The organism is Arthrobacter sp. TB 23 (genome assembly GCF_000294595.1).
Lineage (GTDB): Bacteria > Actinomycetota > Actinomycetes > Actinomycetales > Micrococcaceae > Arthrobacter_D.
Map to the genome: position 1 here is coordinate 81550 of NZ_ALPM01000041.1, position 20575 is coordinate 102124.

At 64.0% G+C, this 20575-nt stretch carries 23 protein-coding genes; 12 read left to right on the forward strand and 11 right to left on the reverse strand.

The genetic code is table 11. The features are described from left to right. The first annotated feature begins 274 nt into the window (after nt 1–274). Both B384_RS0105325 and B384_RS0105330 read left to right on the forward strand, forming a co-directional pair. Nucleotides 275–1153, forward strand: a complete 879-nt coding sequence (locus B384_RS0105325) for a DUF4031 domain-containing protein (RefSeq protein ID WP_019482104.1) — start codon at nt 275–277, stop codon at nt 1151–1153. A gap of 96 nt (nt 1154–1249) precedes the next feature. Beyond that, nucleotides 1250–1897, forward strand: a complete 648-nt coding sequence (locus tag B384_RS0105330) for a TetR/AcrR family transcriptional regulator (RefSeq protein WP_019482105.1) — start codon at nt 1250–1252, stop codon at nt 1895–1897. On the opposite strand, the gene B384_RS0105335 is transcribed toward B384_RS0105330, so the two are convergent. After that, nucleotides 1894–2130 (reverse strand): hypothetical protein, encoded by a 237-nt coding sequence (locus B384_RS0105335; RefSeq protein WP_019482106.1) that lies wholly within the window; start codon nt 2128–2130, stop codon nt 1894–1896. The genes B384_RS0105330 and B384_RS0105335 overlap by 4 nt on opposite strands. Nucleotides 2131–2254: 124 nt before the next feature. Here B384_RS0105335 and B384_RS0105340 point away from each other — a divergent pair, with 124 nt between their 5' ends. From B384_RS0105340 to B384_RS17840, 3 genes are all read left to right on the forward strand, one after another. Beyond that, the gene (locus B384_RS0105340) at nt 2255–3580 is read left to right on the forward strand and encodes an MATE family efflux transporter (protein ID WP_026040985.1); all 1326 of its coding nucleotides are present in this window, start codon (nt 2255–2257) and stop codon (nt 3578–3580) included. A 97-nt stretch (nt 3581–3677) separates the two neighbouring features. After that, nucleotides 3678–4286 (forward strand): hypothetical protein, encoded by a 609-nt coding sequence (locus tag B384_RS17835; protein WP_019482108.1) that lies wholly within the window; start codon nt 3678–3680, stop codon nt 4284–4286. 67 nt (nt 4287–4353) lie between these two features. Then, a complete protein-coding gene (locus tag B384_RS17840; RefSeq protein WP_019482109.1) occupies nt 4354–4686 on the forward strand; it encodes a hypothetical protein in 333 nt (110 codons plus the stop codon). A gap of 144 nt (nt 4687–4830) precedes the next feature. Here B384_RS17840 and B384_RS0105355 read toward each other — a convergent pair whose 3' ends face one another. After that, nucleotides 4831–5376: a CGNR zinc finger domain-containing protein gene (locus B384_RS0105355; protein WP_019482110.1), complete on the reverse strand. Its 546-nt coding sequence runs from the start codon at nt 5374–5376 to the stop codon at nt 4831–4833. A 76-nt stretch (nt 5377–5452) separates the two neighbouring features. Between B384_RS0105355 and B384_RS0105360 the strand changes: the two genes are divergently transcribed. Continuing rightward, nucleotides 5453–6421: an EamA family transporter gene (locus tag B384_RS0105360; RefSeq protein ID WP_019482111.1), complete on the forward strand. Its 969-nt coding sequence runs from the start codon at nt 5453–5455 to the stop codon at nt 6419–6421. An 18-nt stretch (nt 6422–6439) separates the two neighbouring features. On the opposite strand, the gene B384_RS0105365 is transcribed toward B384_RS0105360, so the two are convergent. Genes B384_RS0105365 through B384_RS0105375 form a run of 3 tightly spaced genes read right to left on the reverse strand, consistent with a single transcriptional unit; the run spans nt 6440 to nt 9340 of the window. Then, nucleotides 6440–8719 (reverse strand): heavy metal translocating P-type ATPase, encoded by a 2280-nt coding sequence (locus B384_RS0105365; RefSeq protein ID WP_019482112.1) that lies wholly within the window; start codon nt 8717–8719, stop codon nt 6440–6442. 55 nt (nt 8720–8774) lie between these two features. After that, the gene (locus tag B384_RS0105370) at nt 8775–8999 is read right to left on the reverse strand and encodes a heavy-metal-associated domain-containing protein (protein ID WP_019482113.1); all 225 of its coding nucleotides are present in this window, start codon (nt 8997–8999) and stop codon (nt 8775–8777) included. Nucleotides 9000–9028: 29 nt separating this feature from the next. Continuing rightward, complete coding sequence (locus tag B384_RS0105375; RefSeq protein WP_019482114.1) at nt 9029–9340, reverse strand: metal-sensitive transcriptional regulator; 312 nt, start codon at nt 9338–9340, stop codon at nt 9029–9031. A 161-nt stretch (nt 9341–9501) separates the two neighbouring features. Between B384_RS0105375 and B384_RS0105380 the strand changes: the two genes are divergently transcribed. Next, a complete protein-coding gene (locus tag B384_RS0105380; RefSeq protein WP_019482115.1) occupies nt 9502–10137 on the forward strand; it encodes a DUF305 domain-containing protein in 636 nt (211 codons plus the stop codon). Nucleotides 10138–10191: 54 nt separating this feature from the next. Continuing rightward, on the forward strand, nt 10192–10836 hold the full coding sequence (locus tag B384_RS0105385; RefSeq protein ID WP_019482116.1) for a DUF3105 domain-containing protein: 645 nt from the start codon (nt 10192–10194) through the stop codon (nt 10834–10836). Between the two features lie 67 nt (nt 10837–10903). On the opposite strand, the gene B384_RS0105390 is transcribed toward B384_RS0105385, so the two are convergent. Then, nucleotides 10904–12451, reverse strand: coding sequence for an MFS transporter (locus B384_RS0105390; RefSeq protein ID WP_019482117.1), 1548 nt, complete (start codon nt 12449–12451; stop codon nt 10904–10906). Between the two features lie 61 nt (nt 12452–12512). On the opposite strand from B384_RS0105390, the gene B384_RS0105395 reads away from it, so the two are divergent. Continuing rightward, nucleotides 12513–13061: a TetR/AcrR family transcriptional regulator gene (locus tag B384_RS0105395; RefSeq protein ID WP_019482118.1), complete on the forward strand. Its 549-nt coding sequence runs from the start codon at nt 12513–12515 to the stop codon at nt 13059–13061. 6 nt (nt 13062–13067) lie between these two features. Here the strand turns inward: B384_RS0105395 and B384_RS0105400 are convergent, their stop codons facing one another. From B384_RS0105400 to arsB, 4 genes are read right to left on the reverse strand one after another with little or no spacing between them, the layout of a single operon-like run. Next, entirely contained in the window at nt 13068–13718 is a 651-nt protein-coding gene (locus tag B384_RS0105400; protein ID WP_337459688.1) for an arsenate reductase ArsC, read from the reverse strand. 13 nt (nt 13719–13731) lie between these two features. Next, a complete protein-coding gene (locus tag B384_RS0105405; protein WP_019482120.1) occupies nt 13732–15096 on the reverse strand; it encodes an NAD(P)-binding domain-containing protein in 1365 nt (454 codons plus the stop codon). Beyond that, a complete protein-coding gene (locus tag B384_RS0105410) occupies nt 15093–15506 on the reverse strand; it encodes an arsenate reductase ArsC (protein ID WP_019482121.1) in 414 nt (137 codons plus the stop codon). The genes B384_RS0105405 and B384_RS0105410 overlap by 4 nt, the downstream gene beginning before the upstream one ends. Next, the gene (gene arsB / locus B384_RS0105415; RefSeq protein ID WP_035766516.1) at nt 15499–16599 is read right to left on the reverse strand and encodes an ACR3 family arsenite efflux transporter; all 1101 of its coding nucleotides are present in this window, start codon (nt 16597–16599) and stop codon (nt 15499–15501) included. The genes B384_RS0105410 and arsB overlap by 8 nt, the downstream gene beginning before the upstream one ends. 122 nt (nt 16600–16721) lie before the next feature. Here arsB and B384_RS0105420 point away from each other — a divergent pair, with 122 nt between their 5' ends. Both B384_RS0105420 and B384_RS0105425 read left to right on the forward strand, forming a co-directional pair. Next, complete coding sequence (locus B384_RS0105420) at nt 16722–17063, forward strand: ArsR/SmtB family transcription factor (protein WP_019482123.1); 342 nt, start codon at nt 16722–16724, stop codon at nt 17061–17063. 116 nt (nt 17064–17179) lie between these two features. Continuing rightward, entirely contained in the window at nt 17180–17737 is a 558-nt protein-coding gene (locus B384_RS0105425; RefSeq protein ID WP_035766517.1) for a dihydrofolate reductase family protein, read from the forward strand. 121 nt (nt 17738–17858) lie between these two features. Here B384_RS0105425 and B384_RS17845 read toward each other — a convergent pair whose 3' ends face one another. Then, on the reverse strand, nt 17859–18914 hold the full coding sequence (locus tag B384_RS17845; RefSeq protein WP_019482125.1) for a lactonase family protein: 1056 nt from the start codon (nt 18912–18914) through the stop codon (nt 17859–17861). 93 nt (nt 18915–19007) lie between these two features. On the opposite strand from B384_RS17845, the gene B384_RS17850 reads away from it, so the two are divergent. Beyond that, complete coding sequence (locus B384_RS17850) at nt 19008–20474, forward strand: cryptochrome/photolyase family protein (RefSeq protein WP_019482126.1); 1467 nt, start codon at nt 19008–19010, stop codon at nt 20472–20474. Nucleotides 20475–20575: the final 101 nt, after the last annotated feature.

Sequence of the window (20575 nt, forward strand, 5' to 3'; positions counted from 1 at the left end):
GGGTCAGCGCACCGACTTCCGTTCGTAGATTGCCATCGACCAGGTGTAGCCGACGGCGATGATCACCGCGTCCCGGCGCTGCCCGCGATGGTTGCCGGGAGAAGCGGTGGCAGGTAGGAGAAAGGCGCATCCCGACCCGCGTCCGGGTCCACGCCGGGCAGCCAGCCCCGAGGGTGCCGACGAAAACAAACACACTGAAGGGTAGGGCCACTACGGGTCAGCGGATCGTGAAAAGGCCCTGAGTGGCCCGCAATGCCCCCGGTAAGCTGGAGCAATGGCCATCTTCATAGACCCCCCGCTATGGCCAGCCCACGGGACCGAATTTTCCCACCTGATCTCGGATACCTCCGTCGCCGAGCTTCACGCTTTTGCTGCCGTCGCCGGGATTGCCGAACGGGCCTTCGACGGCGATCACTACGATGTTCCGGCCCGCCGCTACCGCACACTCGTGGCCTTGGGGGCGAGGGAGGTGGATTGTGGAACCCTGACCCGGATCCTGATCTCCAGTGGTTTGCGCATCCCGGCCCGGCAGCGCGCGCCGAGGTTACGGCGTGCCCTGCTGGTGCGGTGGGGTGCGGTGGCGCCGCAGGCTCCACAGTTGGGTGAGAGCCTGCTGGGCCGATGGTCCGAGGCGCATCGCCGCTACCACACACCCTCCCATCTCCTCGAGGTGCTGGAGGCGCTCGATGTGATTTTCCTGCCGTCCGACGACGAGCACCTGCGCCGCCGGGTCCGGCTTGGCGCGTGGTTTCACGATGCCGTCTACGAGGGCGCCGCCGGAGCGGACGAGCGAGCGTCTGCTGCCTTGGCCCAGGATTGGCTGTCAGGGGTTGTGCCGGCAGCTGAGGTGGCGGAGGTGGCCAGACTGGTGCACCTGACCGCGTCACACGACCCGATACCCGGCGACCGCGCCGGCGAGCTGCTGTGCGACGCGGATCTGGCCGTCCTGGGGAGGCCGGAGCACCAATACGGGCAGTATGTCGCGGCGGTACGCCAGGAATATGCCCATGTGTCGGACCACGACTTCACTGTCGGCCGCAGCGACGTCGTGCGGCGGCTCCTCGCCATGGACCGACTGTTCCGCACCGTCCCGGCGCAACGACTGTGGCTGGAAGCCGCTCGCGCCAATCTGCTGAACGAGCTGCGGTCCTGATCTGCCTCCGGGGTTTCGTTGCAGGACGGTTGATGCCTCGTGACACAATTGTTGACACTGTTTACTTTTAGTTGTCCGAAGTTAGGTTGAGGGCCTGTGACCCAGCAGTCGAATCCGCGCACCACGTACCGGCACGGTGACTTGCGGCGGGCGCTGATCGCAGCGGGAACCGAGCTGGCGCGTGAGGGTGGACCCGACGCCGTCGTCCTTCGTGAGGTGACCCGCCGCGCCGGTGTGACCCCGAACGCCGCCTATCGGCACTTTGCTGACAAGAGCGCGCTGTTGTGGGCTGTATCCCTTGCCGCACAGTCGAGACTGGCGGCAGCTATGGAGGAGGAGCAGTCAGCGATCGACGACGACGACGGCGCTCGTCTCGGCAATGTCGGGCTCGCGCGTGCGAAACTACGCGCGGTCGGGGCCGGGTACCTGCGCTTCGCCCAAACCGAGCCGGGGTTGTTCAGAACCGCATTCGCCAACCATATCGACCTGCGGGACGCCGCGATTGAAGACTCTGCCGGGCCGCACGGCAGGACCCCGTTCCAGCTGCTGTCCGACGCCCTGGATGCGCTCGTTGACGCCGGAGTGTTGCCGGTCGACCGGCGGCCGGGTGCGGAATTTGTTGCCTGGTCGGCGGTGCATGGGCTGGCCATGCTGGTGATCGACGGCCCGCTGCGCGGGTTGGACGCCGATCAGCGGTTGAGTGCCGCGGGGCGCCTGCTGGAAATGGTGGAGAAGGGGATCTAGTCCTGGTCGAGGCTGGAGTGGTGTTTGCGGCGGACGACATAGCCGGTCGCAAGAGAGGCGATCGCTATCGCGATCAGGAGCGCACCGATCCCAAGATTCAGCCCGGCACCTGCGGGCACCGCCTCATTGAGCGCAGCGGCCCTCGCGAAATCGGAGATGCCCTGCGGGATGAAGAGAGTGCTCAGGAAAAAGGCCACCAGACCGCCGATGAAGAACCAGACCTGTTTTTGCATTGAACTCTCCTGTGCGCCGTCGTGCCCCGGCATTAAGCCTAGCCGACCAACGTCCCTTGACCGCTTCCACTCGGGTAGGAGACGGTTCGGAGCAAGGCATTAAGGTGGCACTGTGACCACCGCACTGCCTGACACCCGCGAGCTGAGCCGCCGGATCCTTCACCTTGCCGTGCCGGCGTTGGGCGCGCTGATCGCGGAGCCGTTGTTCCTGTTGGCCGATTCAGCCATTGTGGGGCACCTGGGTGTCGACGAACTTGCGGGCGTTGGGCTGGCGTCCACCGTGCTGCACACCGCGGTCGGGCTGATGGTCTTCCTCGCCTACTCGACCACGCCCGCCGTCGCACGGTTCCTGGGCGCGGGGCGGATGCAGGATGCGGTGGCAGCGGGCCGGGACGGGATTGGCCTGGCGCTGGTGCTGGGCATGGTGTTGTCCACCGCGGGCTGGGTGCTGGCGCCCGGGCTGTCCTCACTGATGGGCGCCGAGGGGCAGGTGCATGACTTCGCCGTCGACTACCTGCGGTATTCGATGCCTGGCCTGACCGCGATGCTGGTGGTGCTCGCGGCAACCGGCGTGCTCCGCGGCCTGCAGGACACCAAAACGCCGCTGCTGGTGGCGGGCATCGGTTTCACGGTGAATATCGGCCTCAATTTCCTCCTGGTGTACGGGCTGGGGCTCTCGGTGGCCGGGTCGGCGCTCGGGACCAGCATCACGCAGTGGGGGATGGCCGCCGTGTACCTGACCATCGTCTACCGGCTGTCCCGAAAGAACCGGGTCCCGCTGCGCCTGTCCTGGCTTGGATTACGGGCGACGGCGCGGGTCGGCTCGTGGCTCATGTTGCGCACCATGAGCCTGCGGGCGGCAATCCTCGCCACGGTCTACGTCGCGACGGCGCAGGGGTCGGTTTCCCTCGCCGCACATCAGCTAGTGATGACCATCTTCATCTTCCTTGCGTTTGCCCTCGATGCGATCGCCATCGCTGCGCAGGCCCTGATCGGCAAGGAACTGGGTGCCGGCGACAAACCGCTCGCGCACGCGTTGACCCGCAGAATGATCGGCTGGGGGTTGGGATTTGGGGTCATTACCGGTGCGCTCCTTGCGGTGGCTGCGCCGTTTGTCGGGTGGATCTTCACCACTGACGAGTCAGTCCAGTCGGCGCTCGCGGCGGGGCTCCTTGTCCTCGCCGCGTCACAACCCATCTGTGGGCTGGTGTTTGTGCTTGACGGGGTGCTGATCGGAGCCGGAGACGCGAAGTATCTGGCGATCGCCGGCGTCGTCAATCTTTTGCTCTACCTGCCGCTGCTGATCTGGGTCTTCAACGCCGAATTGACCGGACCCGCCGGTATCGTCTGGCTGTGGGTGGCGTTCGGTGTGGGGTACATGGCTGCTCGTGCCCTGACCCTGGCCTGGCGGGTCCGCAACGACCGTTGGATGGTAACCGGCGCCCATTAGGCATGGGTCCCCGACAGACTTCATGGGGTCCACTCGGGGATAAACTAGGACTTCTGGACTGAAGTGATCAGCCCTGTGTCTACCGGAGGTCTACGCAATGGGTGCCGCACCCCAGGATGCGACGGTCCAACCGCCACGCACTCCGCTCGATCAAGCGGCGGCGGTCTGGCGGCCGTTGCTCTTTCGCGCGATTGTGTCCGCGGCCTTCGGGGCCCTGACGATTTTCTGGGTTCAACCATCGGTTCATGTCGCGTCAGTGGCCGGTGGACTGTACCTGTTGGCGCTCGCAGTTTCGGCGGCCTGGTTGGAGCGGGCTGCCGGGGTGAAGACCAGCGGCGACCGGTGGGTGGCCGGGATCGGGCCGGGGTTCCTCCTGGTGGGTGGCGTGCTCAACCTGTGGGTTCATACCGATGCGATGTTCGCCCAGGTTGTTGCGCTCGTTCTGGTGATTTCCGGGGCTGTTGACCTGTTTGTGGGAATCCGCCAACGCCGCTTCAACGTCGTTGGGAAAGATCTCATCGTGGTCGGTGCAGTGGGAATGACCTCGGGATTGTTGCTTCCGCTTTTCCAGGACGCTGGGGCGCACGCGCTGCTCGGCGTCACGGGAGGCGGGGCGATCATCATCGCTGTCGTTCTTGCGATCGCGTCGTTCGGCTTCCGGCATGATGTACGTCACGCGGATAAGGCGTCCCCGTCAACCGCGTAAACTAGACACGGCAGTCTTTCTACCCTTCGTAGAAGAATGTGCGGCGGCAATTTCTCAAGGAGTAACAGTGTCCAAATCGGTCAAGGGTGTAAAAGGCCCTCTCATCTTCTCTGCTGTCCTCGGGGCGGTGGCCGGTATCGTCGCGATGGTTGTCTCCACCGGTGGTGGAACGAGGGAACTCAGGGTTGATATCGGCCTCACCGCTGCCGGTATCGCGTTCATTGCGGCGCTGGTGGTCTGTGCGCTGCTCCTGATGACGGAGAAGCCCAACGCTGATCACCTGGGCAAGGGAACCGGCATCAATCGGTCATCGTCGAAAATCCAGGGCGGCGCAGGCAACCTCGATAAGGACGGAAACATCAAAGGGACGCCGCGCGGCGGCCCGGACAGCCCTCGCTGACCCTGCCCGCTGGCCCGTCGTTCGCGCCCAGGTCCAGAAAAGTGGCTGCACTGCAGGCCCAGGTCCAGAAAAGTGGTGGCACTGCAAGTGCGCTGTTGGGCAACCACTGGTATGCGGGTGCGGGACTTTTCTGGCCCCGAGGGGTTACCCCGTAGCCGATTTTCGGGCCCGGTAGGCCTTGACGTGGGCGCGATTCGCGCAATTTCCGGTGTCGCAGTACCGTTTCGAGCGGTTCCGGCTCAGGTCCAGCACCACGGCGCTGCAGTCGTCGGCCGCGCAGATCCGCAGCCGCTCCATTTCATGGGTCCTGATGACATCGACCAGCGCCATCGCCGCTTCGGTTGCCATTCGGTCCTCCAGCGGAGCCTCGGGCCCGGTGGCATGCAGGTGCCAGTCCCAGTGATCATGACGTACCAGTTGGGGAAGGGCGCGGGCGTCGCTCAGCATCCGGTTGACGTGCGCGACGGCGTCGTCCTCCGTTGACGTCCATACCTCCTCCAGCTCTGCCCTGAGCTGCACCACCGCAGCCAACTCGTTGGCAGTATGGGCGCGCGAGCCGGAGAAGTCCTGTTCCGCCAGGAATCGGTCGAGGTCCGCCAGCGTTGTCAGCTGGTCGGTCTCCTCCTTGCCCGTGTTGATGAGCGCTGCCGCAGAGATCAACGCAACCTCTGTGTCATTAGCAAAGGTCACATTGACTCCTGACATTGTTGGGGTCTACTGTCACTACCATAATCAACTTTTGGTCATGACACTAATGAGGTTCAGCATGAAAAACGGCGCAGCGGCGGGTCTGTGGTGGGCGGTCATCTCGGCGGCGGCATTCGGCGTGTCCGGGCCGTTTGCCAAATCGCTGCTGGAAATCGGCTGGAGCCCCGGAGCCGCCGTCGGTGTGCGCATTGGTGGTGCCGCCCTGGTCTTGCTGATTCCGGTCCTGTTTGCGCTCCGCGGGCGCTGGACCGCACTTCGCGGCAGTGCACTGACCCTCATCATCTACGGTGTCACTGCCATCGCGCTCTGCCAGTTCTTCTACTTCAACGCTGTGCAGCGGATGTCAGTGGGCGTATCCCTGTTGCTGGAATACCTGGCGCCGATACTGATTGTCGGATGGCTGTGGGCGCGAAGCCGCCGGGCACCACGCCGCCTCACCGCCGCTGGTTCGGTGACGGCGATGCTGGGTTTGCTCCTGGTGCTGGATCTCACCTCGGACGAGCGGCTGGACCCGATTGGAGTCATTTACGGGCTTGCGGCGGCGGTCTGCCTGGCGGTCTTCTTCCTCATGTCAGCCAAGGCCGACGACGGCCTGCCGCCGCTGGTGATGGCAGGGGGCGGCATGGTGGTGGGCGCCGTGGCGATCGGGGTCATGGGGCTGGTGGGCATCATGCCGTTCACCTTTGAATTTCGGGATGTGACACTGGCTGGTTGGGAGACGAGCTGGCTGGTCCCCGTCCTCGGCCTGGTCCTGATCTCGACCGTGGTGTCCTACTTCACCGGGATCCTTGCCGCCCGCCAGCTCGGCTCGAAGGTGGCTTCCTTTGTGGGGCTCACCGAGGTGATGTTTGCGGTGCTCGCGTCCTGGCTGATGCTCGGTGAGCTGCCGGGACCCATCCAGCTGCTGGGCGGTCTGCTGATTATCGGCGGAGTGGTGATGGTTCGCGTCGATGAGCTACGCACGCCAGCTGATGGGATCCATCCCCTGGAGCGGGCGAACGACGTCGAACCTGTTCCGCTGCCCTAGAACCATCCCCGCCGACCGTTACTTGCCGAACCTGCGCAGCCGGAGCGAGTTGGCCACTACCAGCACCGAACTCGCGGCCATCGCCGCGCCGGCGACCATGGGGTTGAGGAAGCCGAGGGCCGCCACCGGGATTCCAATGGTGTTGTAGAAGAAGGCCCAGAACAGGTTGGTCTTGATGGTGCGCAGGGTGATCCGTGAGAGCTCGATGGCCTGGGCCACCTGCTCCAGGCTGTTCCCCATCACGGTCAGGTCGGCTGCCTCGATAGCCACGTCAGTGCCGGAGCCCATCGCGATGCCAAGATCGGCCTGGGCCAGCGCTGCGGCGTCGTTGACTCCGTCGCCGGCCATGGCCACCGTGGCCCCCTCGGCCTGAAGTTTCTGGATCGCCTGGACCTTCCCCTCGGGCAGTATCCCGGCGAGGACGTCGTCGGGGGCAATGCCGACCTGCTCCGCCACCCTCCGGGCAACTGCAGCGTTGTCGCCGGTCAGCAGGATGGGCCGGAGACCCAGTTCCTTGAGCCGCGTGATGGCGGCCGCCGACGATTCCTTGACCGTATCCTTCAGGGACACCAGCCCGGCGACGCGGCCGTCCACTGCCACCCAGATGGCGGTGGAACCTGCATCCTGCTGGTCCTGCAGTTCGGCCAGATGCTCCTGGCTGATGACGACGCCGTTCTCCTCCAACCAGCCCGAGCGCCCAGCAACCACCGTGACCTCCCGTCCGCCGTCGTCGACGGTGCCCCGGACCCCGCCGCCCGCTGAACTGCTGAACCCCGCCACCGAAGGATGCCCAGGGGCAGCAGCCGCGATCGCCTGGGCAATCGGGTGCTCGCTGGCCGCCTCGACGGCGCCAGCCAGGGCCAGGACACGCGTGCGGTCGAGTGCCCCAAGCACGACGACGTCGGTCACGGCCAGTTTGCCCGTGGTGACGGTGCCGGTCTTGTCCAGCACGATGGTGTCGACGGTCCGGGTGTCTTCCAGGACCTGAGGGCCGCGAATCAGGATGCCCAGCTGGGCGCCGCGACCCGAACCGGTCAGCAGGGCCGTCGGTGTGGCCAGGCCCAGCGCACACGGGCAGGCGATCACAAGGACGGCGACCGCGGCAGTGAACGCCGATTGAAGGTCGCCGGTAAGGACCATCCACCCGACAAAGGTCAGGACGGCAATAACCAACACAATCGGCACGAATACGGCGCTGATCCGGTCCGCCAGGCGGGCAATCGGTGCCTTGCCGCTTTGCGCCTGGCTGACCAGCCGTCCCATTTGGGCGAGGGTGGTTTCGCTGCCTACCCGGGTGGCCCGGATAATCAGGCGTCCCGAGGTGTTGATGGTGGCGCCGGTGACGACGTCGTCAACACCGACATCCACCGGCATTGACTCGCCCGTGATCAGCGAGGTGTCAACAGCACTCGCCCCATCGATCACGACGCCGTCGGTGGCGATTTTCTCTCCGGGCCGCACAACGAACTGGTCGCCGTGCACGAGGGAGTCGGCGGGCACTTTGACCTCCACGCGACGCCCATCCTGATCGCGGAGCACTGTCGCCTCCTTGGCTCCGAGGCTGAGGAGCGCTTTGAGCGCCTCCCCTGCGCGCTGCTTGGCGTTCGCTTCCAGGTAGCGGCCCAGCAGCAGGAAAGTGACGACGACGGCCGCCACCTCGAAGTACAGGGCGTGATCACTCATGGCCATACCGGCGTGTTCGGTGATCGAGGGGTCGGCTAGGAGCTGCCAGGCCGAGAAGAGGAACGCGGCCGTGACGCCGATCGAGACCAGGGTGTCCATTGTGGAAGAGAGATGGCGGGCGTTGATGGCGGCCGCCCGGTGGAATGACCAGGCAGACCAGGTGACCACGGGCAGGGTGAGAGCGAAAACCAGCCACCCCCAGTGCGGGAACTGCGCCGCGGGCACCATGGAAATGACGGCGACCGGCACCGTGAGCAGCGCCGCAACAATTAGCCGCGGCCGCAATTGCGCGGCGGTCCCCCCGTGTGACACGTGATCGGAGTGCACCGGGTCCGTGCCGTCCAGTGCTGGGTCGCCAGGGGAGCTGTGGGCCGGCCGCTTCAGTTGGGCGGTGTACCCGGTCGCATGGACCGTGTCCACGATGTCCTGATCCGATATGTTCTCGGGGACTGTGACGGTGGCGGACTCCAGCGGCAGATTCACACTCGCCTGGACTCCTTCAAGCTTCCCGAGTTTGCGCTCCACCCGTCCCACGCAGGACGCGCAGGTCATGCCCTGGATATCGAGTTCGACAATCCTGGTCGGTGGAGAGGTGGACAGCTGATCGGTGCTCATGGGGGTCCTTGGTGATGCTAGTAAGTCGAACTGCTGGAGTTAGGCGCTGTTGCGCCTAGGCGTCGTTGGCGACAACGAGGTAGCCGGCCTCGGCTACCGCTTCGCCGATCTGGTCGGGGTCGAGGTCGCCGTCGGAGGTCACGGTGGCGGTGGAGACGCCACCCTTGTTGAGGTCGACGGTGACGCTCTGGACGCCGTCGAGGGCGCTGATTTCTTCGCTGACCGAATCAACGCAGTGGCCGCAGGTCATGCCTGAAATGCTGACGGTGGTGGTGCTCATGGGTGTACTCCTTGGGTGTTGGGGGTTTGCTACCTCAGCAGGCGACTGATCGCTGCCGAGGCTTCCTGGACTTTTTCCTGGACAATTTCGGGGTTGCCCGTGAGTTGGGACTCGTTGGCGGCGCCCACCACGCAATGGGCAATATGCTCTTCAAGGAGCCCCATGCTGACCGCATGGAGGGCCTTGTTGATCGCCGACACCTGGGTGAGGACGTCAATGCAGTACTTGTCTTCCTCGATCATCCGGGCGATCCCGCGGACCTGGCCCTCGATCCGCCTCAGGCGCCGAAGATAGGCGTCCTTGTCCGCTGTATAGCCGTGTTCGATGGTGGTGTCACTCATTGGTCCTCCTCGTTCTTCATCGAACATATACCCCCTACCGGTATATTTCAAGTACCCTAGGGGGGTATCTTCATGTTCGTTCAGGGAACGTCGAGCCTGATGCAATACGTTAGAGAAGAAGGAACCACCGCCAGCACCTGGAAAACAAGGAAAAAAGATAGATGACCCTGCACCTCGAGACGTGGCAGAAGCGCCTGCTCATTGTTCTGGCCGGAGCGCTGCTGGTCTCGCTATTTGTCCTTGCTTTTGTTGCTGGCCGGATCGGTACCGGCACCGACCATCCGTCCGGCACCAGCGCCGATGCTGGTTTTGCCCGCGACATGCAGATTCATCACACCCAGGCGGTCGAAATGTCGCGGTTGGTGCGAGACCGGACCGATGACGAGGTGGTGCGCACCATTGCGTATGACATTGCGATGACGCAGCAGCACCAGATCGGTCAGATGTATGCCTGGCTGGAAGAGTGGGGGCTGCCCCAAAGTTCCTCCGCGCCCAATATGGCCTGGATGGCAGGGTCAATGGATCATCACACCGGTGGAAGCATGTTGGAGCCGAACGGCCTGATGCCTGGGATGGCTACCGCCGAGCAGCTGCAGGAACTTGCTGATGCTTCGGGAGTCGAGGCAGAGCGGATTTTCCTGACGCTGATGATCACCCACCATGAGGCAGGCGCCGAGATGGCGCAGGCAGGCGCGGAGCTTGCCCAGGAGCCCCGGGTGAAAGGTGCTGCCGAGAAGATGGCTGTAGCCCAGGTCGCCGAAATCACTGCAATGGAAGACATGCTGGACAAGCTCTAGCAGCACCGACGGTACATTTGTTTCAAACACACTCAAGGAAAAAGGATTTACGCGTTGAACAAGAAGCGAGCCCAGGACAATGCCGACCGCCAGGCGCGGTTGGCTGCCATCCAGTCCAAGCAGCGCGCCAGCGACCGCAAGCGCACCACTCTGATCCTTGGTGGCATCGGCGCGGTGGTCGTGGCGATCATTGTCGCGGTGACCATTGTGATTGTGGGTCAGGTGCAGGAGAACCAGCGCATCGAAGCGCTCGCCAGCAAGCCCATCGAAGGCCTCCAGGAATTTGATGGCCTGACGAACAACCACGTCGACGCCCCTGTTGAGTACGAGCAGTCTCCACCCGTGGGCGGAGATCACAACGCCGTCTGGACCAACTGCGGCGTCTACACCTCGGAGCTTCCCAACGAGAACACCGTCCACTCGATGGAGCACGGTGCCGTATGGATCACCTATCAGCCCGATCTGCCTCAGGACGAAATTGATGCCCTGACCGACCTCGTGGGGTCCAGTGGGTACGTCCTGCTCAGCCCCTACGCCGATCAGGAGTCGCCCATTGCCGCGAGTGCCTGGGGCCTACAGCTCGGCGTTGACACCGCCGACGACGACCGTCTCGCGGTCTTCCTGGAGCGGTACATTCAGGGCGAGCAGACCCTTGAGCCGGGCGCTGCCTGCTCCGGTGGCATCACCCCTTCGGCCTAGGGTTGCCGGGAACGAATCTGCCGGGCGTACGTGGGAAGACATGCTCCCCACGTACGCCCGCGGTTTCCTAAGCGCGCCGCAGGCTCCACAGGGCCAACGCGGCTGCGAACAGCATGAGCGCTGCCCCAATACTTGAGGTGAGCACCACTCCGCTGTCGAAGGCGTGGAAAGCCGAATCGAGCAGCCGACTGCCGCCGTCGGCCGGTAGCGCGGCGGCCACATTCACCGCGCCGCCCAGTGTTTCGGTCGCGGTAGTCACCTGGTCCGGGCTCAAGCCCTCCGGAAGGACCAGGTTGCGCTGGTAGGACGCGAGCAGCACGCTACCCAGCAGGGCCGTGCCGAATACCGAACCAACCTCGTAGGCGGTTTCGGATACTGCTGACGCCGCTCCGGCCTTTTCTGCGGGCACCGTTGCGAGGATCAGGTCGTTGGACACCGTCTCGGATGCACCGACACCCACACCAAGCAGCATGAACGCGAACAACAAGATGGCGGCCGACCCACCCTGACCGGTGACCGCCACGAAGGCGTAAGCTGCGGCGGATAGCAGCAAGGCGATGGGTACAACTACGCGCGGCGGCACCCGGCGGACGATGGGAACCACCGTGAGTCCCGCAATGATCGTCATTACCAGGCCGGGAACCAGAACCAGGCCCGCGTTCAAGGGGCTCAGCCCAAGGACCAGCTGCAGGTGCTGCGACACGAAGTAGATGAACCCCACCAGGGAGAAGATCGCCAGCAGATTTACCAGCACCGCCCCCGTGAAGGCGCGCACCGTGAACAGCCGCACGTCGAGCATGGGGTTCGATCGGCTGAGCTGGCGCCTGGTGAACAGCGTGCCCGCCGTAAGTCCGATGACGACGGCGGCGACGGTGACCGTCACCGAGTCCCCCTTCGCGAAGTTTTTGATCGCGAAGACGATGGGCAGCATGGTGGTCACGGAGAGGACGATGCTCAAGTAGTCCACCCGCCCCGGGTTGGGGTCCTTCGATTCCGGAACCAGCGCCGGGGTGAGCGCCAGCATCAGCACCAGTACCGGGACGGCCAGTAGGAATACCGACCCCCACCAGAAGTGTTCCAGAAGTGCGCCGCCGACTAGCGGTCCCATGGCTGCGCCGGCCGAGAACCCGGCGGCCCAGATAGCGATAGCGAGACGGCGCTGGTTGCGATCGGTGAAGATGTTCCGCAGCAAGGAGAGGGTCGAGGGCATCAGCATGGCGCCGAAGACGCCAAGGCCCACCCGGGATGCGACGAGCAGTTCTGCCGTGGGCGAGTAGGCGGCGGCGACCGAGAAGACGGCAAAGCCAATGGCACCGATGATGAGGAGCTTTCGGCGGCCGAAACGGTCGCCGAAGCTGCCCATTGCGACCAGTAGCCCCGCCAGGACCAGGGGATAGCTATCGATGATCCACAGCAGGGTGGTGCCGCTGGTGTTGAAGGCCAGGGAGATGGCGGGGGTCGCGAAAGCGAGCACCGTGTTGTCTACCGCAACCAACAGGACGGGCAGCATTAGAACAACAAGGGCGGTCCACTCGCGCCTCCCCGCCCGGCCGGGAGCGGGGTGCTGTGCTGCCGCTCCGGTTGACGGCTCGGTGAAGTAGGTCGATGTGCTCATCACTCGAGGCTATACCGTCCAGCCGGTACAGTAAAATTTGAAGCACCGTTACGATGAATGCATGGCCAGTTCCAAAGAGCGCATCCTCGACAGTTTCGAAAACATCCTTATCCGCGACGGGGAGCGGGCTGCCACCATGGAGGCGGTGGCCGCCTCAGCTGACGTGTCCAAGGGCGGTCTGCTGTACCACTTTCCGTCGAAGGAGGCGTTGGTCGATGCGTTGGGGGAGCGGCTACTCGCTCTTTCCGCACGGGACCGGGAGCTGATGGCCGCCGACCCCGACGGTGCGGCACGCTACTACGTCCGGACCTCTGTCTATGAAGACAGCGCTTTGGATCGCGCGCTTGTGGCGATGGCGCGACTGGCCCAGCAGGGGCACCCGAAGGCACAGCAAAACTTCGCCCAGATCCAGTCCTTGTGGCTCGAGGCACTTGAGTTGGCACTAGGGAGCCATCCGGTGGCCCGTGCAGTGAAGCTGATGGGTGACGGCCTCTACTATGACGCGGCCTTCTTTGCGGGCAGCGGCGCGGATCAACGATCCGCGGATGAAATGGAGCAACTCCTGGAGCTGGTTGACCTTCTTCAGGCGCCCCAGCGTCGGGGCGCCTGACCTGGCCTACTGGTCCAACAGTTCGGCGGCGAGTTTCCGGACCCGCTCGTCCAGGTCGTTCCGCACCCGTTCAACACCCGTCGCATCGAGATCAGCGGGATCCTCAACCTGCCAGTCCTCATAGCGTTTTCCCGGGTAGATCGGGCAGGTATCGCCGCAGCCCATGGTAATGACGACGTCGGCCGCACGCACCACGTCATCGGTGAGGGGCTTGGGGAAGTCGGCACCGAGATCTATACCGAGTTCCTTCATGGAGTCGACCACGTTGACGTTGAGCTGTTCGGCGGGCATGGATCCCGCGGAACGGACATTGATCCGACCTTCTCCGTAATGTCTGAGCAGCCCAGCCGCCATTTGTGAGCGTCCGGCATTCTGCACACAGACGAACAGCACCTCGGCTTTTCCGCTGGGACGAATGCCCTGGGAATGGGCGAGGGCGTTGAGTCGGTCCTCAGCGAAGTGCTTGGTGATGGAGGCGAGATAGGTCTTGATCTTTGCCGTGCGGGCGAGAGCTGTGTAGGACTCGAAGACGTACCGATCCACCATCTCCGGGGTGAAGACGCCATCAAACCTGCCAGCCAGTTCACCGCTAATCCGGTGTAGGACGTGTTCGTCGTTGATCAATCCGGGCATCGGGTCGGGCTTGGTGGACATCATTGCTCCTTGGTGGTCAGTAGTCAGGATCGTTGGAGCGGCCGTGCGCCGTTCCAGTAGGAACTCCTACGGTCACGAGCTGCGGTGTGCTGCAGCAGCTGTCTGCCGCTGCTTCAGCAGCGGGGGCGGGGGCATCACAGGAGCCCCCCAGGTCGGTGCTGCACACTCCCGTTTCCGGCAGTTCCAGTTGGACATCCTCTGAGGCTGCCGTATCTCCTGCGATTGCTGCGACCACTGACCGCACCTGCTCGTAGCCGGTGGCCAGCAGGAAGGTGGGAGCACGGCCGTAGCTTTTCATCCCGACCAGATAGAAGTCCTTGTCGGGGTGGGCGAGCTCCTTGGCGCCGTGAGCGGGGACCGTTCCGCAGCTGTGGAACTCGGGATCAATCAGTGGCCCCAATGCGCGCGGTGCCTCGACCGCTGGGTCCAATTCCAGACGAAGTTCGCGAAGGATGCCGAGATCTGGCCGGAAGCCGGTCGCTGGAATCAGCAGGTCCACCTCGACTGAGTCATCGATGGTGTGGACAGTCAGGGTGTCACCGGTTGAGAAGCTGCTGATGGTGAAGTTCGTTTTGAGCTCCACTACGCCGTCGTCGACCAGTTTGCGCAGCCGGGAGCCGAGCTGGCCGCGGGCTGGGAGGCCGTCAAGGTCGCCGCCCCCGTAGAGCCGTTCAGCGGAGCCGGTGCCGCGGACTGCCCAGATGAGGGTGGTGGACTCGGATGCCCGGGCCACCTGTCCCAGTGCGATCAGGGTGTTCGCTGCGGAATGACCGGCACCGACCACCATGACCCGTTTGCCTTCGAACCTGTCCCGGTCATCGCCGGTCACATCAGGCAGCGGGTGAGTGATGAACCGTGCCGCCTCTGCCTCCCCATGGGCGGGGAGTCCACTCTGGCCGAGAGGGTTGGGTTGGTCCCAGGTGCCGGACGCATCGATGACGGCGTGAGCAAGATGATCCTCGACCCCGTAAGGGCCTTGCACGCGAACCAGGAACGGCTGGGTGTCGCGGCCCTTGGTGCGGGTTTTGTCCATGCCCTGACGGGTCACGGCGACGACGCGGGAGTTCAGGTGCAGTGCCTCGGCGATGGCCGGGACGGCGGCGAGCGGCGCCACGTAGTCGGCGACCAGTTCGGACCCGTAGGGCAGCGCCGTTCCCCGCGGCGAGGTCCAGCCGGTGGGCTCGAGCAGGCGCCGGGCGGCGGCGTCGACGTTGAACTGCCACGGTGAGAATAAGCGGATGTGGCCCCAGTCGCTGATGGCTGCGCCCGGCGTCGTGCCGGCCTCGAAGATGAGGGGGGTCAGTCCGCGCTCCAACAGGTGAGCCGCAGCGGCGAGACCGATCGGTCCGGCGCCGATGATGACGACTGGGAGTCCGCTCATGCGGGGATCAGTTCTGCGATCAGCGCTTCGACGCGGCCCTTGATGGTGTCGCGGATGGGTCGAACCGATTCGACGCCCTTACCCGCCGGGTCTTCCAGTACCCAGTCTTCATACCGTTTCCCGGGGAAATAAGGGCATTCGTCGCCGCAGCCCATGGTGATCACTACATCGGAGTCCTTGACGGCGTCATCGGTCAGGACCTTGGGGATCTCGGCTGACATGTCGATGCCCAGTTCACGCATGGCCTCGACTGCCGACGGGTTGATGGAATCGGCTGGCTGCGAGCCTGCCGATCGGACCTCAATCCGGCCTTCGGAAAGTGTGGTCAGGAAGGCAGCCGCCATCTGTGACCGCCCGGCATTGTGGACGCAGACGAAGAGGACTGAGGGTTTTGTCGATGAATCAGACATGAGAGGTTTCCTTTGATGGTGTCAGGGAGTCGGTGGAAAAGAAGCGCTTCCGCGCCCACAGGGCCACATAAACCAGTGCAACAAGAACTGGAACTTCAATCAAGGGTCCGACGACGCCGGCGAGGGCCTGACCGCTGGTGACCCCGTAGGTGCCAATGGCGACGGCGATGGCCAACTCGAAGTTGTTGCCAGCGGCGGTGAAGGCGAGGGTGGTGGTTTTGGCGTAGCCAAGGTTCAGGAGCTTGCCGATCACCATTCCTGCGGCGAAGACCACCAGGAAGTAGATCAGGAGGGGCAAGGCAATACGGGCGACGTCGAGCGGCCGGGCGAGGATTTCATCGCCCTGGAGGGCGAAGAGGATGACGATGGTGAACAGGAGACCGTAGAGTGCCCACGGTCCAAGCTTGGGGAGGAACTTCCCTTCGTACCAGTCGCGGCCTTTGGTGCGTTCGCCGATGGTGCGGGTCAGGAATCCGGCCAGAAGTGGTATTCCGAGGAAGATGAGGACGCTAATGGTGATGGCCCAGAAGGAAAAGTCTGCGCTGGTGGTTGGCAGGCCAAGCAGGCTCGGCAGCCCCTGCAGGTAGAACCAGCCCAGTGCTCCGAACGCGAAGACCTGGAAGACCGAGTTGATGGCGACGAGAACGGCCGCCGTCTCACGGTCACCGCAGGCGAGGTCGTTCCAGATCATCACCATGGCGATACAGCGGGCCAGGCCGACAATAATCAGGCCGGTGCGGTACTCGGGCAGATCGGGGACGAAGACCCAGGCCAGGATGAACATGAAGGCGGGGGCTGCGACCCAGTTGATCACCAGGGAAGTGATCATGAGCTTCCGGTCCTTGATCACGGCGCCGGTTTGGTCGTAGCGAACCTTTGCCAGCACCGGATACATCATCACCAGGAGGCCGAGGGCGATGGGCAGGGACACTGAGCCGACAGCCAGGGAATCCAGGGCACCGGCCATGCCGGGGATGAACTGGCCGAGCGCTATGCCCACCACCATGGCGGCGATGATCCACACCGGAAGCAGCCGATCGAGGGTGGACAGTTTGCCGGCCGTTTCTTCGGCGGGAAGGGTGTGAGTACTCAAGGGGCTCCGTTGAACTGTGGTGAATGACGGTCGCATGGATCGATGGTCTTCGATGCCTGAAGTATTTCCCAGGACATCGACGAATGTCAATGTCAGTGCATAATAGATGGATGACTACAGCCATGAGCACAACGCCGGAGGCGCTCACCGCCTGCTGCACACCCACGGGTGAGCCTGCAATGTCGGAGGAGACGGCGTCGTCGTTGGCTGCCCAGTTCAAGGCGATCGCTGATCCCAACCGGCTTCGGATGGTGTCGATCATCTCCTCGAGCGAGAACGCCGAGGCGTGCGTCTGCGATATTACCGAGCCGTTGAACCTTGGGCAGTCGACCGTGTCGCATCACCTGAAGATCCTTGTGGATGCCGGCGTCCTGACGCGCGAGAAGCGCGGTGTGTGGGCCTACTATTCGCTCGTGCCGGGGGCGCTGGACAGCCTCGCTGGGGCGCTCACCGGTCGCCCCTGAACGGAGCTAGTCCCTGCCTGCCCGGGGTGGGCGTCAAGAGGTCCTGCTCGCTTTGTCGGGGAACGGTGAAACGCCGACAGGACTAAACTGCCGGACAACTGACGATGGGAGCAGTGATGCAAAGAGGAAAGTGGCAGGGGCACGTCTTTATCGGAATGAGCGTCGACGGGATGATCGCCCGCGCAGATGACGACCTCGACTGGCTTACCGGCAGCCCCAGCGACGCTGCAGATCCGGAGGAGGCAGGGTTCTCGGACTTCATGCAACTGGTCGATCACATGGTGATGGGCCGCAGCACCTATGACATCGTCAATTCCTTCGGCGAGTGGCCCTACGGCGACACCAAGGTTCTGGTGCTCAGCACCACCCTTGAGTCCGACGATCCCCGGATCGAGGTGGTGCGTTCCCTCACCGAGGCACTGGCGAGGCTCGACGACGGCGGCGCCCGGCATGTCTACGTTGACGGCGGCAGAACGGTGCGGACGTTCCTGGCGGAGGGCCTCATTTCCACTTTGACGCTCACTCGGGTGCCGGTGCTGATCGGTGACGGTAAGCCCCTCTTCGGCTCAGTTCCCGCCGACATCCAGTTGACCCACGAGGAGACCAAAGTCCTGACCGGCGGTGCCGTCCAGTCCCGTTACCGGGTGAACGGTCCAGCAGGCAGCACATCGTGAGTATCGGCCCGGCTCGGCTCAAAAACACCCGGCACGGACTCAGAAAAGTGGCCGGGCCGCAGCCAAGTGGTGTCGCCACCGCGAAGCTGCGGGTCCAGCACTTTTCTGGGCCGAGAAGGGGCTAGTCCAGCGGTGAGAACTCGATCCACCGCGGCCCCGGGGAGCAGCCATGGCTCCCGCGGTCGTGCAGCAGTCCGCTCTGCGGGTCGATCGCGTACAGGGTTATCCCGTCCGAGGCCTCCCCGCATGCCAGCAGAAATTCACCGCTAGGGTCGATGTTCATCCCGCGAGGCTGGGATTGCGTGGGGGCGGTGTCGACCAGCGTGAGCGTGCCATCGGGTGCCACGGCGACGACGGCGATGGTACTGCTGGTGCGCTCGGTGCTGTACAGGAAGCGACCGTCGGGGGACACCTGCAGCTCAGCGCACCAGATGGCGTTGGCTGCCGGTTCGGGCCCGGACCCGTCCCGGACCCGTCCGGGCACCAGATTCAGTGAGGGGGAAATCGAGGAGATCCGCTGCTGCTCGGTCAAGGCGCCAGACTCGGGGTCCCGGGCGAACGCCGCGATCTCCCCGGACATTTCGTGGAGCGCGTAGAGCGTCGCGCCCGACGGTGAGAAGCGGAGATGACGCGGGCCGCTCCCGGCAGGGGTGGCAATCTGGCCGTGATCAGTCAGCGTGCCCGTGGCCGAGTCCAATGCCCACCAGGCAATGAGGTCATCACCCAGGGCGGTGGCGTAGGCAAACCGGCCATCGGGGCTCGTGACGACGGCGTGGGCGTGGGCCCCGGGAGCCTCGGAGGTGGCAGTGTCCGGCACCATCCCGCCGTCGCCGTCGAGCTTCATCACACTGACCAGGTGGTCAGTGTAGGAAGCGCCCAGCAGGTGGCTGCCCGATGGGTCGACACCCAGATAGGCCATCCCGGCAACCAGATCGGCGTTATGAGCCGTGGCGAGGCTGCCTGAGCTTGAGTCGATGGATAACGCGGTGACCGAGGGCGGGGAGGTGGCGAGAGCGGCGTAGAGCACTCGGCTGGAGGGGTGCATCGCGAGGCATTGAACCTTCACGCCCAGCGGCAAGGACTGGCCGGTCGTCAACGTTCCGGAGGTTGTGTCCAGCTGGAAAGTATCGATGCTCCGGCCGTCGGCGCAGGCAACATGTACGGCGAATCGAGTCATATGGCTCAGCCTAGCAACCGAGCCGCAGGACTCCCCGGATGTGCGAGCATTGCAGCGGTGCAGATGCACGTCAGGCGGGACGAAGGAGTTGCAATGCACGTTCAGTTGGTATTCCCCCACCAGCTCTTCGAAGAGCACCTGGAGGCCCCCTCGTCGCACCGGTTCATTCTGGTTGAAGACGACCTCTTCTTCCGCCAGTACCGCTTCCACCAGCAGAAACTGGTCCTGCACCGGGCGAGCATGCGCCTTTTTGCACAACGCCTGAAGGATTCAGGTCACGCTGTGGATTACCTTGAAACGTCAGCAACCCAGGCGAGTCAGGACCGGCTGGGCGCCCTTCTGGGCGAACTTGGCGCCACACGGTGTACCTACTATGAAGTCGTCGACGACTGGCTGAACCAGCGGCTCGCCACGACCCTCGGTGACCTTGGTCTGCCTGCTCAGATCGAAACCAGCCCCGGTTTCCTGCTCAGTAGTGAAGACATCAGCGGCTACTTCAGGGACAACGGTTGGCGCATGCAGAACTTCTACGAGTGGCAGCGCCGCCGGCTGGGCATCCTGGTCGAGCCCGATGGCAGCCCGATTGGTGGGCGTTGGAGCTTCGACTCGGAGAACCGCAAGAAGCTTCCGAAAGGGATGACGCTGCCGGACCTTCCCGTGTTTGACCGTTCGGATGAGGTGCTGAGTGCGCTGGAGTGGGTGGCTCAGGAATTCCCCGACAACCCAGGAGCAGCGGCCGGGTTCAACTGGCCGGTTACCCACCAGGAAGCGGCCGCTGCCCTGGAAGCGTTCCTGAATGACCGGTTCACGAAGTTCGGCCCCTATGAGGACGCCATCTCGGCCCCTGATTCCTTCCTGTTCCATTCGGTGCTGAGCTCAAGCCTGAACCTGGGTCTGCTCAGCCCCCTGGAAGTGGTTGACGTGACCCTGGATCATGCCGCGCGGCATGACACACCACTTGCCAGCGTCGAGGGCTTCATCCGTCAGGTCATCGGGTGGCGCGAATACATGCGCGCCTCCTACCTGCTGCGTGGCCGTGAAATGCGCACCATCAATAACCTCGGGTTTGAGCGTCGCCTCGACGACGGCTGGTGGACCGGGGAGACCGGGCTGGAGCCGGTCGACGTCGTTATCAAGCGAGTTGACGCCACCAGCTACGCGCATCATATTGAGCGACTGATGGTGCTCGGCAACGCAATGGCCCTGTTGCGGATGCACCCGGACGACGTCTACGAATGGTTCATGGCGATGTTCATCGACGCCTACGACTGGGTGATGGTCCCGAACGTTTACGCGATGAGTCAGTTCGCGGCCGGCAACATGATCACGACCAAGCCTTACGTGAGCGGCAGCAATTACCTGAAGAAGATGAGCAATTTTCCACCGGGCCCGTGGCAGGACAGCTGGGATGCGCTCTACTGGCAGTTCGTGAATGATCACCGCGAAATGTTCAGCCGGAATCCACGGTCCTCCATGATGGTCAGCCTCTATGACAAATTCGACGACGACAAGAAGGTGCGCCTGCAGAACGAGGCAGCACGGTGGTTGCAGGGCAAATAGGCGCATCACCGCCGCGGGCTGCATAGCGCACGCGTCGTGACGAGACCACCCGATACGGGTGAGCCCTGAAGGAGACCTTGATGGCAGGATGGGCCTCACCG